The following is a 14,399-nucleotide window of genomic DNA, read 5'->3' as shown; positions in this document are numbered from 1 at the left end:
TATGATTAGCCAATGAGGCTATTTCTCCCTGAGACTACAGGCACTGCCAGGCATTCGGCAGTGAATACCATCAAGGAGAAGAATATGGCATTGCAAAAAAACATGGCGCTGAGCGCCATAGCGGCAGGGATCCTGCTCGGTTTATCAACCGCTCATGCGGCATTACTCAGCGACAGCGCGGCGGTCACCATCAAAACCAGCGAACTGGCGGCGAAAGAACAAGCGCTTACCAGTTCCCCGTTAATGGCGGCGGTGAAATCCTCCATCGCGACTCTCGATAACGCCGAAGTGGAAAAAATCGCGCCAGGACGGGCAGCAAACCCGGCTAACGTTAAACGTGTTGAAAGCATCCTGAGCGAAAAAGACTGGGATTTTCTGTTCCCGCTGCGTGCACCGGAATATACCTACCTTAACTTCCTGAAAGCGATTGGCAAATTTCCTGCCGTCTGCGGGACTTATACCGATGGCCGTGACAGCGATGCGATCTGCCGTAAGACAATGGCAACGATGTTTGCACACTTTGCTCAGGAAACCGGCGGTCATGAAAGCTGGCGCGATATTCCTGAATGGCGTCAGGCGCTGGTCTACCTGCGTGAAGTGGGCTGGGTAGAAGGTCAGAAAGGCGGCTATAACGGCGAATGTAACCCTGATGTCTGGCAGGGACAGACCTGGCCATGTGGTAAAGACAAAGACGGCGATTTCGTCAGCTACTTTGGTCGTGGGGCAAAACAGCTTTCCTATAACTACAACTACGGTCCGTTCTCTGATGCGATGTATGGCGACGTCCGTCCGTTGCTGGATAAGCCTGAAATCGTCGCGGACACCTGGATGAACCTCGCGAGCGCGGTCTTCTTCTTTGTTTACCCGCAGCCGCCTAAGCCGTCCATGCTGCATGTTATTGATGGCACCTGGCAGCCGAACGATCACGATAAAGCAAATGGCCTGGTTTCTGGCTTTGGTGTCACCATCCAGATTATCAACGGCGGTGTTGAGTGCGGTGGTGCGGATGAGATGGCGCAGTCCCTCAACCGTATTGCCTATTACAAAGAGTTCGCTAACTACCTGAAAGTGCCGGTACCTGCTGACGAAGTGCTGGGCTGTAAGAACATGAAGCAGTTCGATGAGTATGGCGCTGGCGCGCTGCCGATTTACTGGGAGCAGGACTGGGGATGGAGCGCGGATACTGCCGATGGTAAAACCTACTCCTGCCAGCTGGTTGGCTATCAGACGCCGTATACCGCCTTCAAACAGGGCGATTACGCAAAATGCGTCCAGCACTTTTTCAACGTTAATATCGTTGATGACAGCGGCAACGCGCAGCCGGAACCTACGCCTGTCCCAACGCCAACGCCAAAACCAACGCCGACCCCAGCGCCTGCCGCCAACGTTGCGCCGGTCGCCCACATTGCCGGACCGGTTGGCGCAGTCGAAGCGGGAAGCCCGGTATCTCTGAGCGCAGCGGGATCGTCGGATGCCAATGGTGACAAACTGACCTACACCTGGATGTCGCAGGATGGCCAGACCCTCAGCGGTGCGGATAAAGCCGTTATCACTTTCAATGCTCCGGCGAAAGACAAAGACGCACAGTATGTCATTAGTCTGAAAGTGAGCGATGGTTCGCTTAGCAGCATGACCAGCTATACGCTGAACGTTAAAGCGAAAGCGTCGCAGGACGATTCCATCGACTACCCGGCATGGAGCGCCACTAAAAAGTGGAAAGCTGACGATATCGTCAATAACCACGGAGTGCTCTACCAGTGCAAACCGCTGCCGGCAGGGGCCTGGTGTAACGTCGCGCCGTCCTACTACGAGCCTGGTGCGGGTATTGCCTGGCAGGATGCGTGGAAAGCGCTGTAATGAAATAAATCACGCCGGTGCAACGCGCTGGCGTGATTGTTACTATGCTTAGCTATGGTTTTTTCAGGAGTAACGCGTGAATATCATAGCTATCATGGGGCCGCACGGGGTCTATTATAAAGACGAGCCGATCAAAGAGCTTGAAAGTGCGCTTCTGGCGCAGGGCTTCAAAATCATCTGGCCGCAAAACAGTTCCGATCTGCTGAAGTTTATCGAGCATAATCCACGTATTTGCGGCGTCATTTTCGACTGGGATGAATATTCCGTTGATTTATGCAGCGACATTAACCAGCTCAACGAATATCTTCCGCTGTATGCCTTTATCAATACGCATTCGACGCTGGACGTCAGCGTGCATGACATGCGAATGGCGCTGTGGTTTTTCGAATATTCCCTCGGCGTCGCTGAAGATATTGCGGGTCGTATTCGGCAATATACCGGTGAATATCTGGACAACATCACGCCGCCGTTTACCAAAGCGCTGTTCAACTATGTCAAAGAGGGAAAGTACACGTTCTGTACGCCCGGACATATGGCAGGAACGGCCTATCAGAAAAGCCCGGTCGGCTGTCTGTTTTATGATTTTTTTGGTGGCAATACGCTGAAAGCGGACGTGTCGATTTCTGTTACCGAACTTGGCTCGCTGCTCGATCATACCGGCCCGCATCTTGAAGCTGAAGAATATATCGCCCGCACTTTTGGCGCGGAGCAAAGTTATATGGTCACCAACGGCACATCGACCTCGAATAAGATTGTCGGGATGTATGCCGCGCCGACCGGCAGTACGCTGTTGATTGACCGTAACTGCCATAAGTCGCTGGCGCATTTGCTGATGATGAGCGACGTCGTGCCGCTGTGGCTGAAGCCGACACGTAACGCGCTGGGGATCCTTGGCGGCATTCCCAAACGTGAATTTACCCGTGACAGCCTGAGCGAGAAGGTCGCCGCCACGCCGCAGGCGCAGTGGCCGGTACACGCGGTGATCACCAACTCCACTTATGACGGCCTGTTGTACAACACTAACTGGATCAAGCAGACGCTGGATGTGCCGTCGATCCATTTTGATTCGGCCTGGGTTCCCTATACTCACTTCCACCCGATTTATCAGGGAAAAAGCGGGATGAGCGGCGAGCGCGTACCGGGGAAAGTGATTTTTGAAACCCAGTCCACGCACAAAATGCTCGCCGCGCTCTCTCAGGCCTCGCTTATCCATATTAAAGGTGATTACGATGAGGACACCTTTAATGAAGCCTTTATGATGCATACCTCAACCTCGCCAAGCTACCCGATTGTCGCCTCTATCGAAACGGCGGCGGCCATGCTGCGTGGCAATCCGGGTAAACGGCTCATTAACCGCTCCGTCGAGCGGGCGCTGCATTTTCGTAAAGAGGTACAGCGGCTGAGAGAGGAATCCGAGGGCTGGTTCTTCGATATCTGGCAGCCGGAAGAGGTCGATGAGGCGGAATGCTGGCCGGTGGCACCCGGCGAAACGTGGCATGGGTTTAACGATGCCGACGCCGATCATATGTTTCTCGATCCGGTCAAAGTGACGATCTTAACGCCGGGGATGGACGAGCAGGGCAACATGAGCGAGGAGGGGATCCCCGCTGCGCTGGTAGCAAAATTCCTCGACGAACGCGGCGTAGTGGTGGAGAAAACCGGCCCCTATAACCTGCTGTTTCTGTTCAGCATTGGTATCGACAAGACCAGGGCGATGGGATTACTACGTGGCCTGACCGAGTTTAAGCGTGCCTACGATCTTAATCTGCGGGTGAAAAACATGCTGCCGGATCTCTATGCGGAAGATCCCGATTTCTACCGCAATATGCGCATTCAGGATCTGGCGCAGGGGATCCACAAGCTCATCCGCCAGCACGATCTTTCCCGCCTGATGCTGCGGGCGTTTGACGTATTACCGGAAATGAAAATGACGCCGCATCAGGCATGGCAGCGACAGATCAAGGGCGATGTGGAAACGATTGAGCTGGAGAAGCTGGTGGGGCGTATCTCGGCAAATATGATCCTGCCGTATCCACCGGGCGTGCCGCTGCTGATGCCGGGGGAGATGATCACCGAAGAAAGTCGTGCGGTGCTCGATTTCCTGCTGATGCTGTGCTCTGTCGGCCGTCACTATCCCGGTTTTGAAACCGATATTCATGGCGCGAAGCGTGATGAAGAGGGCGTTTATCGGGTGAGAGTCTTAAAAAGCGCATGAGCACTTGCAGAGCTTTAGGCAGGGCAGTAACGTGCTGGCATACGTTAAGGAGAAGATTATGCTGGGTTTAAAACAGGTTCATCATATTGCGATTATTGCCACGGACTACGCCAGAAGTAAGGCGTTTTACTGCGACATTCTGGGGTTTACGCTACAGGGCGAGTTTTATCGTGCTGAACGCGACTCGTGGAAGGGCGATCTGGCGCTTAATGGTCAATATGTTATCGAGCTTTTTTCGTTTCCTTTCCCGCCCTCGCGCCCCAGTCGTCCGGAAGCGTGTGGTTTGCGCCATCTGGCGTTCAGCGTGGATGACATTGACCAGGCCGTTGCCCATTTGAGTGCCCACGGGATTGTTTGTGAGCCAATTCGTATCGATCCTTTCACCGATAAACGCTTCACCTTCTTTAACGATCCCGACGGCCTGCCGCTGGAGCTGTACCAGCAGTAACGCTTGCCAAGCGCGACATTGCCCGGTAACGTTCCGGGCAACGTTCCTTAAGCCAGTTCGATCATGACAGTGCCAGCAATAGCCCATTCTCTCCATCCTCACCGCCAGTTTCTGATTGCCTTCAGCGGCGGGCTCGACTCTACGGTTCTGCTGCATCAGATGGTGTGCTGGCGCAGGCAGTCGCCAGATGTCACCCTGCGCGCTATTCATATTCATCACGGTATTAGTCCGTTTGCCGATGACTGGGTGACGCACTGCGAGCACGTTTGCCAGCAGTGGCAGGTGCCGCTGAGTGTGAAACGGGTTACGCTGGTGGATGAAGGGCTGGGGACCGAGGCGCATGCCCGGCAGGCGCGGTATCAGGCTTTTCGTGAAGCCCTGCTGCCGGGGGAGGTGCTGGTGACGGCGCAGCATCTTGACGATCAATGTGAGACCTTTTTACTGGCGCTCAAACGCGGCAGCGGCCCGGCGGGATTATCCGCGATGGCCCGCGTTTCGCCGTTTGCTGACAGCGTATTGATCCGCCCTCTGCTGGGTGAAAGCCGGCATGCGTTAAGCCAGTGGGCTGACCGTCACCAGCTGCGCTGGATAGAAGATGAGAGCAACCAGGATGACGCCTATGACCGCAATTTTCTGCGCTTAAAGGTATTGCCACGGCTGAATGCACGCTGGCCGCACTTTGCTCAGGCCACCGCGCGCAGTGCGGAACTGTGCGCCGAGCAGGAGCAGTTGCTGGATGAGTTGCTTGGCGATGAATTAGGCTCGCTGGTGGATGAACACGGCGCGCTGGATCTGCCGCCGTTGCAGGCTAAAAGCCCGGTATTTCGCGCTGCGATACTGCGTCGCTGGCTGGCACGTCACGGTGCGCCGATGCCGTCGCGCGAGATGCTGGCACGCATCTGGCAGGAGATAGCCCTGGCGCGCGAAGATGCCTCGCCCTGCCTGCGAATGGGGGGATTTGAGCTTCGCCGGTATCGGAGCAAGTTATGGTGGGTAGCACCGCTTCCGCCACAGACAGAGAATATTTTCCCCTGGCGGGATATTTGCCAGCCGTTATCGCTGCCCGACGGGCTGGGCCAGTTAACGCTGGTGCCAGGCGGCGATATGCGTCTGCCGCTGGCCGATGAGCCGGTTTCGGTCCGTTTTAAGGCCGTGGGAACATTGCATATTATCGGGCGCAACGGCGGGCGCAAGCTCAAGAAAATTTGGCAGGAACTGGGCGTCGCGCCCTGGCATCGGGATACCACGCCACTGCTGTTTTACGGCGAAACGCTGGTGGCTGCGGCAGGTTACTTTATCACGCGGGACGGGCAGGCAGAGGTCGGTACTGGCGTGACGCTGGTGCAGGATCGGGGAAATGTCGGGTAACGCAACGCTTACCCGACAAGGGGAGGGATCAGGATTCACTCACCACCACGGTGCCGATGTCCGGGTGGCTGAAGCTGGTAATTTTGTCCAGGCGCAGTTCACGGCTGGTGCCGGACGCCTCCACAACCAGATACTCGATGTTTTTGCGCGAGACTAAATCCGCGGCTTTCGCCTTCAGGACTTCACCGTCTTTCAGTTCCAGCTTCAGCAAAAGATGCTGCTGGCAGGCGAGCTCGAGATTGTCATAGTCATCGCAATTGATGGGTTGATACGTTTCATTCATTGACATAATCGCTCACCAGTAAGTTCGCGGCAGCATACGCCGCCTTTTCTCTGACCGACTCTGAAAGGACATCATCCGCAGCCATTTCATTGAGCACTTTTAGTACGCAACCCAGCGCATCCGGGATATACCCCAAATCTCCGCTGGCGATTTCCGCATACCGCTTGCGTATTAACTCACAATATTGTTCCACATTCCCTCCTGTCAATGTCCTGACTTCACCGTGGATGCAAGTTTAAGCCTACGAAGATAAACCCTGTTTAGCAAGGCGACTATACCATAATCAAGTAAGCAATATCAGCGGGATGAAAACGTACCTGGATCACGGGGAACAGCCTTTTGCTGCCATTTTCGCTACAATAGAGGCTACTTTTTGAAGGAGCAGTTTCATGGCGCTGAAAGCGACAATTTATAAAGCGGTAGTTAACGTGGCCGATATGGATCGCCATCACTATCTTGATGCGACACTCACTCTGGCGCGTCATCCCTCTGAGACGCAGGAACGCATGATGCTGCGTCTGCTGGCGTGGATTAAATACGCCAATGAACGTCTTCAGTTTACGCGTGGACTGAGCGCCGAAGATGAGCCGGAAGCGTGGCTGCGCAACGATCATCTGGGCATTGATTTGTGGATTGAGCTGGGTCTGCCGGACGAACGGCGGATAAAAAAAGCCTGCTCTCAGTCCGCCGAGGTGGCGTTGTTTACCTATAACAGCCGCGCGGCCGATATCTGGTGGCAGCAGAATCAAAGTAAACTGTCACAGTTTAAAAATCTGAGCATCTGGTATCTCGACGACGCGCAGCTGGCGCAATTAAGCGCTTTCGCCGCCCGCACCATGACCTTACAGGCGACGATTCAGGAAGGGGCGATCTGGTTATCGGATAACGATAATAATCTGGAAATCCAGTTCACCACCTGGCAGCAGTCCGCATGATTGCCATATCCGGTAGCGTGGCGATTAGTGAAGATGAATTCACCATTACCGCCATCCGTGCACAAGGGGCTGGCGGACAAAATGTGAATAAAACCTCAACGGCGATCCATTTGCGTTTTGACATCCGGGCATCAACGCTGCCAGATTACTATAAAGCGCGTCTTCTTGCCGCCAGCCACCATTTGATCACCGATGACGGGACGATCATTATTAAATCGCAGGAGCACCGGACGCAGGAGATGAACCGGGAAGCGGCGATTGCCCGGCTGGTGTCGGTGATTCAGGAACTGACGGTAGTGCAAAAAAGCCGTCGCCCGACGCGTCCGACGCGCGCCTCGAAAGAGCGCAGGCTGGCGTCAAAATCGCAGAAGTCTTCAGTAAAATCGCTGCGTGGGAAAGTGAAACGCCCAACGGAATAAGTCGGGGAAGATAAGCCGGTACTGTTGCTGATTGAAGGCCACTTTTCGCTTAAGGCTGAGCCTGGTAGCCGCGAGCAGGTCAAAGTGTTAACGCCTGACAGCAAAATGACATTTGTGCCTGATAAAGGCTGTAAGGAATAAAAAAGCCCCGCGCTGACTGGCGCGGGGCTGCGTAAAGCGAACTTCAGGCGTTAGCCTTTGATCGCTTTGACCAGATAACTAACGATGTCGCCAGTCTTGATCAGCTGTTTCTCACCGTTACGGCGATATTTGTATTCGATATCGTCGTTGTCGAGGTTACGGTCACCCAGCACGATGGTGTGCGGAATGCCAATCAGCTCCATGTCGGCAAACATCACGCCCGGACGCTCTTTACGATCGTCCATCAGCACCTCAATGCCTTGCGCACGCAGCTCGGCATACAGCTTCTCCGCCAGCTCCTGAATGCGGAAAGACTTGTGCATATTCATCGGCAGAATAGCTACCTGGAACGGGGCGATAGCATCAGGCCATACAATGCCACGCTCATCATTATTCTGCTCGATAGCGGCGGCTACTACGCGAGTAACCCCGATACCATAACAGCCCATAGTCAGAGTCTGGTTGCGGCCATCTTCACCCTGTACAGACGCTTTCAGCGCTTCAGAATATTTGGTGCCGAGCTGGAAAATATGACCGACTTCAATACCGCGTTTGATCAGCAGCGTGCCCTGCCCATCCGGGCTTGGATCGCCAGCAACGACGTTACGGATATCAGCCACTTCTGGCGTCGCCACATCGCGATCCCAGTTAATACCGAAATAGTGTTTGCCATCGATGTTTGCACCCGCGGCGAAGTCGCTCATGGCGGCAACGGTACGGTCAATTACCACCGGAATCGGCATATTTACCGGACCGAGGGAACCCGGACCGGCATTCACCAGCGCGCGGATCTCTTCTTCCGTCGCGAAGGTCAGCGGGCTGGCAACCTGCGGCAGTTTTTCTGCTTTGACTTCGTTCAGTTCATGATCGCCGCGAACCAGCAGGGCAATCAGCGGAGATTTGCTGCCTTCAACGGTTTTCACCAGCAGCGTTTTGACCGTTTTTTCAACCGGCAGATTGAACTGCTCAACCAGCTCGGCGATGGTTTTGGCATTCGGCGTATCCACCACGGTCATTTCCTGAGTGGCAGCGGCACGCGGTGCTTTTGGTGCGACAGCTTCAGCAAATTCAATGTTGGCGGCGTAGTCAGAGGTATCGGAGAAGATCACATCATCTTCGCCGCTCTGCGCCAGTACCTGAAATTCATGCGAGGCGCTGCCGCCGATAGAACCGGTATCCGCCTGAACCGCGCGGAAATCCAGACCCATGCGGCTGAAGATTTTGCTGTACGCGGCGTACATTACATCATAGGTTTCCTGCAACGATTCCTGGGAGGTATGGAAAGAGTAGGCATCTTTCATCAGGAATTCGCGGGAACGCATGACGCCAAAGCGCGGACGCACTTCGTCGCGGAACTTAGTCTGGATCTGGAAGAAGTTCAGCGGCAGTTGTTTGTAAGAGCTCAGCTCATTACGGATCAGGTCGGTGATCACTTCTTCGTGTGTCGGACCGAGGACGAACGGACGCTCGCCACGGTCAACGAAACGCAGCAGTTCCGGGCCGTACTGCTCCCAACGACCACTCTCAACCCACAAATCGGCCGGTTGAACCACTGGCATCGACACCTCAATGGCACCGGCGTTGTTCATCTCTTCACGCACGATGTTTTCGACTTTTTTCAGAACGCGCAGGCCGGTCGGCAGCCAGGTATATAATCCGGAGGCCAGCTTGCGGATCATCCCGGCGCGCAGCATCAGCTGGTGGCTGATGACCTCGGCGTCGGCAGGTGTCTCCTTCAGAGTGGAGAGCAGATATTGGCTAGTACGCATGTTATTACGGTTCCATTTGGACGATCGGAACAGGCTCAGTGCGAGCCTGACGCAAAAAAAGTGGTTTAGTTTACCAGTGTGGCGGGGATGCCAAAAGAGAGAGCGATAAAATTAGCGTGCTTCCAGGGCAAAGACTTCAAATCCAGCGTCAGTGACACGCCAGCGCACGTTGAAATCCTCCAGCCATACCGCGTAAGTTTTTCCCGTTTCTTCCTCTTTACGATAGGCCGGGCGGGGATCCTGCGCCAGCACCTCAGAAATGAACGTTCTGAAATGCGGATACTGCTTTTGCAGTGCGAGGAGCTGTTGCTCAATGTCGGCAGTAAAGGTGACGGTCATATCCGCTAATGGCGGCTGTTGTGCATAGCCCGCACGGGCATCAGGTAGCGATTCGGCGAAGGGCAAATAGGGTTTGATATCAATAACCGGCGTGCCATCGACCAGATCCAGCCCGCCTAATTGCAGGATCACCTGATCTTTGTGGCAACGTATCCCCTTCAACTCAACCAGCGACATGCCGACAGGATTTGGGCGAAAGGTCGAGCGGGTGGCAAAAACGCCCATTCTGGTGTTACCGCCAAGCCGGGGAGGGCGTACCGTGGGACGCCAGCCGCCCTCCATGGTCTGATGAAACACAAAGACAATCCACAAATGACTGAATGTCTCCAGACCACGTACTGCTTCAGCGTGGTTGTAGGGCGCAAGCAGATGAAGTTCGCCGCCTGCGCTTTTTACCAGCCCTGGCTGACGCGGTACGGCAAACTTCTCTTTATAAGGTGAGCGGATAACGCCTATCTGCTCAAACTGAAATGCACTCATTTTGCCGAAACGTTAAGCGCGGATCCGACGCAAACAGCCTGACGATAGCAGCCCGGCGTGCCGCTGGTGACTTCACAGCTGTGCAGCAGAACGGCATTGGCATGCATTTTGGAAGCATTAATCTGCATACGCTTACGGGCGGTCGGGATATTCGGCGGTGAATCCTGATTCGAGGCCTGGCAGGAATCGCCTGAAACTTCACCCAGATCGCGGAAAGGTTTTCCGACTAACGCTTCTGCATCCGTATAGATTTTTACTGGCGCGGCATAGGTTGTTTTCGGTTTTGCGGTTTCCGCTTTTGGCGGGACAGCGGTGCTTTGGACAGGTTCGACGGGAGATCTGCTTAATATGGAGCAGCCGCTAAGCATAAGTGCGACTAAACAGATCGGTAAAGCACGCATAATATTTCCTCAATGAATAACTGGGTGGTGAACTATTGAATCAGGTGCCCGCATAAATGACAAGACGGGCATGAGCCCGTCCTGAATGATATTACAGAGAGAAAAGATTACCAGCCTTTAACAGCACCGCCGTTAAACACTTTATTAGCTTCCTGGTAAACTTCTTCCGACTGGTAAGCCTGAACAAACTTTTTCACGTTTTCCGCGTCTTTATTATCTTCACGCGTCACGATCAGGTTCACATACGGGGAATCTTTGTCTTCAACGAAGATACCGTCTTTCGCCGGGGTCAGGCCAATCTGGCTGGCGTAGGTGGTATTAATGACCGCCAGCGCGATTTGGGCATCGTCCAGTGAGCGCGGCAGCTGCGGCGCTTCCAGCTCAACCAGCTTCAGGTTTTTCGGATTTTCCGTAACGTCGAGAACGGTCGGCAGCAGGCCTACGCCATCTTTCAGTTTGATCAGCCCCTGTTTTTGCAGCAGCAGCAGAGAGCGTCCGAGGTTGGTCGGATCGTTAGGCACGGCAACCTGGGAGCCATCCTGTAATTCATCAATCGATTTGATTTTTTTGGAGTAGCCAGCGATCGGATAAACAAAGGTGTTCCCGGCAATAGCCAGTTTATAACCGCGATCTTTGATTTGCTGATCCAGATACGGTTTATGCTGGAAAGCATTGGCGTCGATATCGCCTTTACTCAGCGCTTCGTTCGGCAGCACATAGTCATTAAACGTCACCAGCTCGACGTCCAGACCGTATTTTTCTTTCGCGACTTTTTGCGCGGCTTCGGCAACCTGTTGTTCAGCACCGACAATCACGCCGACTTTAATATGGTTAGGATCTTTTTCATCCTGGCCGCAACCGACCAGGGCCAGAGAACCGATCAACGCTCCGACTGCCGCAAAGGTTTTAAATTTGAACGTCATACTATTTCCTTACTTAGCGTATTAGTGTTGTGTGATGCTATTTATGAGTGACAGAACGGACGATACGATCGCCTGCGAACTGAATTAAATAAACCAGAACGACGAGTAATACCAGCACCGTATTCATTACCGTGGCGTTGTACCCGATATAACCATACTGATAGCCTATCTGCCCGAGGCCGCCTGCGCCGACAGCACCGCCCATTGCGGAGTAGCCGACCAGCGTAATCAGCGTAATCGTCGCGGCATTCACCAGGCCCGGCAAGGCTTCCGGCAGCAGCACTTTGCGTACAATCTGCATTGGCGTCGCTCCCATTGCACGCGAGGCTTCGATCAGCCCGGCGGGGATCTCCAGCAGCGCATTCTCAACCATACGGGCAATAAACGGTGCTGCACCGACGGTAAGCGGAACAATGGCGGCCTGTAACCCAATAGAGGTGCCGACAATGACACGAGTAAAGGGGATCATCCATACCAACAAGATAATGAACGGAATGGAACGGAAGATATTTACCAGCGCCGACAGGGTGCGGTAAAGCTTCGCATTTTCAATGATTTGTCCCGGACGAGTCACATATAAAAGTACGCCTACCGGCAGGCCGATGACAAAGCCGAAGAAACCGGAAACAAAGGTCATGGCCAGCGTTTCCCATACGCCACGCAGTAATAACCACATCATTGGCTCAGACATAACCCAGTACCTCTACTTTCACGTGGTGTTCCTGCAACCAGGCAATGGCAGCTTGTGTATCTTGTTGCGTGCCGTGCATTTCGGTCAGCATGATGCCGAACTTAACGCCACCGGCGTAATCCATCTGCGCGCTGATAATATTGTTGTTGACGTTAAAACGACGAGCGGTTTCTGACAGCAGCGGGGCGTCGACCGACTGGCCGGTGAATTCCATGCGCAGCATCGGCACGCTATCCGCAGTCGATTCGGCTTTCAGACGCAGCAGATAATCTTCCGGAATATCCAGATGCAGCGTGGACTGAATAAACTGTTGTGCCAGCGGGGTTTTCGGGTGAGAAAACACTTCGCTGACTTTATCCTGTTCGATAAGCTCGCCGTTGCTGATCACGGCTACGCAATCGCAGATACGCTTCACTACATCCATTTCATGCGTGATCAGCAGAATGGTCAGCCCTAAACGGCGATTGATATCCTTTAATAGTTCGAGAATGGAACGCGTTGTGGCCGGATCGAGGGCGCTGGTGGCTTCATCACACAGCAGAACTTTCGGATTGCTGGCAAGGGCGCGGGCAATAGCCACACGCTGCTTTTGTCCGCCGGAAAGATTGGCCGGGTAGCTGTCATGTTTATCACTCAGCCCCACCAGGTCGAGCAGCTCTTTCACCCGGCGATTGATTTCTTCGCGCGGCGTAGCATCCAGTTCGAGTGGCAGCGCAACGTTACCAAAAACGGTGCGCGAGGCCAGCAGGTTAAAATGCTGGAAAATCATGCCTATCTGACGGCGCGCTTTTGTGAGGGCGGAAGCAGAAAGCGTGGTGAGTTCCTGACCGTCAACCTGCACGCTCCCCTGCGTCGGGCGCTCAAGTAAGTTTACGCAGCGGATAAGCGTACTTTTACCCGCACCGGAAGCGCCAATGACGCCGTAGATTTGCCCGGCAGGAATATGCAGGCTGACATCGTTCAGAGCCTGGATAGTGTGATTTCCTTGCTGGAAAACCTTAGTAATATTGGAAAGTTTAATCATTAGAGTATTTGTTATCGCTCTGGTGTTAGCCGTGGCATTTTCTTCTGCCATAGACGGGGAGTACCCGCTAATGTGATGGATGTTAAGGCATCCAGACGGCTAAATCAATCTGGCTTTATGCTTTCAGCGCTTTAATGGCCGCTGAAACATGCGATACTAACTGAACATGCCTTTTTCAGGAGCAATGCGGTGGCAAAATCAGTACCAGCTATATTTCTCGATCGTGACGGCACGCTTAATGTCGATCATGGGTATGTACACGAAATTGATGCGTTTGAATTTATTGATGGCGTGATCGACGCTATGCGTGAATTAAAAGAGATGGGCTATGCGCTGGTGCTGGTGACGAACCAGTCCGGCATTGCACGCGGTAAGTTCACCGAAGAGCAGTTTGAAACGCTGACGGAATGGATGGACTGGTCGCTGGCAGATCGTGGTGTCGATTTAGATGGCATCTACTATTGCCCTCATCACCCGCAGGGCAGCGTGGAAGAATTCCGTCAGACCTGTGATTGTCGCAAACCTCATCCGGGAATGCTGCTCTCAGCAAAGGACTATCTGCACATTGATATGGCCGCTTCTTATATGGTGGGCGATAAAATGGAGGATATGCAGGCGGCAGCGGCAGCGGGCGTCGGCACAAAAGTGCTGGTGCGAACCGGTAAACCGGTAACCGAAGACGCAGAGAAAGCGGCTGATTGGGTGATTAACAGCCTTGCAGACCTGCCATCGGCTATCAAAAAGCGCTAAAAACAGGCGTTATGCTCAAAAGGTGAGCGGTTGAAATAAAATTGCATTTTTCCCCTTGTCATACGGCGCGAACTCCCTATAATGCGCCTCCATCGACACGGCGGATGTGAATCACTTCACACAAACAGCCGGTCCGGTTGAAGAGAAAAATCCTGAAATTCAGGGTTGACTCTGAAAGAGGAAAGCGTAATATACGCCACCTCGCGACGGTGAGCTGTAAGCCGCGTCGCAACTGCTCTTTAACAATTTATCAGACAATCTGTGTGGGCACTCGAAGATACGGATTCTTAAATGCCGAAAGGCAAAGATGAATACCAAGTCTCAAGAGTGAACACGTAATTCATTACGAAGTTTAA

General features: G+C 53.7%; 15 protein-coding genes. 7 read left to right on the top strand and 8 right to left on the bottom strand.

The genetic code is table 11. The annotated features are described in order from the left end of the window. The first annotated feature begins 84 nt into the window (after positions 1–84). The 4 genes from INT84_RS16910 (at position 85) to tilS (ending at position 5,888) form a co-directional block, all read left to right on the top strand. Positions 85–1,857: a chitinase gene (locus INT84_RS16910; RefSeq protein WP_194207742.1), complete on the top strand. Its 1,773-nt coding sequence runs from the start codon at positions 85–87 to the stop codon at positions 1,855–1,857. A gap of 76 nt (positions 1,858–1,933) precedes the next feature. Then, on the top strand, positions 1,934–4,072 hold the full coding sequence (gene ldcC, locus INT84_RS16905) for a lysine decarboxylase LdcC (RefSeq protein ID WP_194207741.1): 2,139 nt from the start codon (positions 1,934–1,936) through the stop codon (positions 4,070–4,072). Positions 4,073–4,130: 58 nt separating this feature from the next. Next, a complete protein-coding gene (locus INT84_RS16900; protein WP_194207740.1) occupies positions 4,131–4,520 on the top strand; it encodes a VOC family protein in 390 nt (129 codons plus the stop codon). A 63-nt stretch (positions 4,521–4,583) separates the two neighbouring features. Then, a complete protein-coding gene (gene tilS / locus INT84_RS16895; RefSeq protein ID WP_194207739.1) occupies positions 4,584–5,888 on the top strand; it encodes a tRNA lysidine(34) synthetase TilS in 1,305 nt (434 codons plus the stop codon). Between the two features lie 28 nt (positions 5,889–5,916). Here tilS and rof read toward each other — a convergent pair whose 3' ends face one another. Continuing rightward, positions 5,917–6,177 (bottom strand): Rho-binding antiterminator, encoded by a 261-nt coding sequence (gene rof / locus INT84_RS16890; RefSeq protein ID WP_194207738.1) that lies wholly within the window; start codon positions 6,175–6,177, stop codon positions 5,917–5,919. Next, positions 6,164–6,364, bottom strand: coding sequence for a YaeP family protein (locus INT84_RS16885; RefSeq protein ID WP_176919742.1), 201 nt, complete (start codon positions 6,362–6,364; stop codon positions 6,164–6,166). Before INT84_RS16885 ends, rof begins: the two co-directional genes overlap by 14 nt. A 196-nt stretch (positions 6,365–6,560) precedes the next feature. Between INT84_RS16885 and INT84_RS16880 the strand changes: the two genes are divergently transcribed. Both INT84_RS16880 and arfB read left to right on the top strand, forming a co-directional pair. Beyond that, positions 6,561–7,106 (top strand): YaeQ family protein, encoded by a 546-nt coding sequence (locus tag INT84_RS16880; RefSeq protein ID WP_194207737.1) that lies wholly within the window; start codon positions 6,561–6,563, stop codon positions 7,104–7,106. Then, complete coding sequence (arfB, locus tag INT84_RS16875) at positions 7,103–7,525, top strand: alternative ribosome rescue aminoacyl-tRNA hydrolase ArfB (RefSeq protein WP_194207736.1); 423 nt, start codon at positions 7,103–7,105, stop codon at positions 7,523–7,525. The genes INT84_RS16880 and arfB overlap by 4 nt, the downstream gene beginning before the upstream one ends. A 191-nt stretch (positions 7,526–7,716) precedes the next feature. Here the strand turns inward: arfB and proS are convergent, their stop codons facing one another. From proS to metN, 6 genes are all read right to left on the bottom strand, one after another. After that, positions 7,717–9,435: a proline--tRNA ligase gene (gene proS, locus INT84_RS16865; RefSeq protein ID WP_194207734.1), complete on the bottom strand. Its 1,719-nt coding sequence runs from the start codon at positions 9,433–9,435 to the stop codon at positions 7,717–7,719. Between the two features lie 111 nt (positions 9,436–9,546). Further along, complete coding sequence (gene tsaA, locus INT84_RS16860) at positions 9,547–10,254, bottom strand: tRNA (N6-threonylcarbamoyladenosine(37)-N6)-methyltransferase TrmO (RefSeq protein WP_194207733.1); 708 nt, start codon at positions 10,252–10,254, stop codon at positions 9,547–9,549. Next, on the bottom strand, positions 10,251–10,655 hold the full coding sequence (gene rcsF, locus INT84_RS16855; protein ID WP_176919735.1) for an Rcs stress response system protein RcsF: 405 nt from the start codon (positions 10,653–10,655) through the stop codon (positions 10,251–10,253). The genes tsaA and rcsF overlap by 4 nt, the downstream gene beginning before the upstream one ends. Positions 10,656–10,762: 107 nt before the next feature. After that, entirely contained in the window at positions 10,763–11,578 is an 816-nt protein-coding gene (gene metQ / locus INT84_RS16850; RefSeq protein WP_194207732.1) for a methionine ABC transporter substrate-binding lipoprotein MetQ, read from the bottom strand. A 37-nt stretch (positions 11,579–11,615) separates the two neighbouring features. Beyond that, positions 11,616–12,269, bottom strand: coding sequence for a methionine ABC transporter permease MetI (locus tag INT84_RS16845; RefSeq protein ID WP_176919733.1), 654 nt, complete (start codon positions 12,267–12,269; stop codon positions 11,616–11,618). Continuing rightward, positions 12,262–13,293 (bottom strand): methionine ABC transporter ATP-binding protein MetN, encoded by a 1,032-nt coding sequence (metN, locus tag INT84_RS16840; RefSeq protein WP_194207731.1) that lies wholly within the window; start codon positions 13,291–13,293, stop codon positions 12,262–12,264. The genes INT84_RS16845 and metN overlap by 8 nt, the downstream gene beginning before the upstream one ends. A 189-nt stretch (positions 13,294–13,482) precedes the next feature. Here metN and gmhB point away from each other — a divergent pair, with 189 nt between their 5' ends. Further along, positions 13,483–14,043 (top strand): D-glycero-beta-D-manno-heptose 1,7-bisphosphate 7-phosphatase, encoded by a 561-nt coding sequence (gene gmhB, locus INT84_RS16835; RefSeq protein ID WP_194207730.1) that lies wholly within the window; start codon positions 13,483–13,485, stop codon positions 14,041–14,043. Positions 14,044–14,399 lie beyond the last annotated feature (356 nt).

The sequence above is a fragment of the Superficieibacter sp. 1612_C1 genome (assembly GCF_015234305.1).
Lineage (GTDB): Bacteria > Pseudomonadota > Gammaproteobacteria > Enterobacterales > Enterobacteriaceae > Superficieibacter.
The sequence above is the reverse complement of the archived record's forward strand: the minus strand, read 5'-3'. Positions and strand labels throughout refer to the sequence as shown.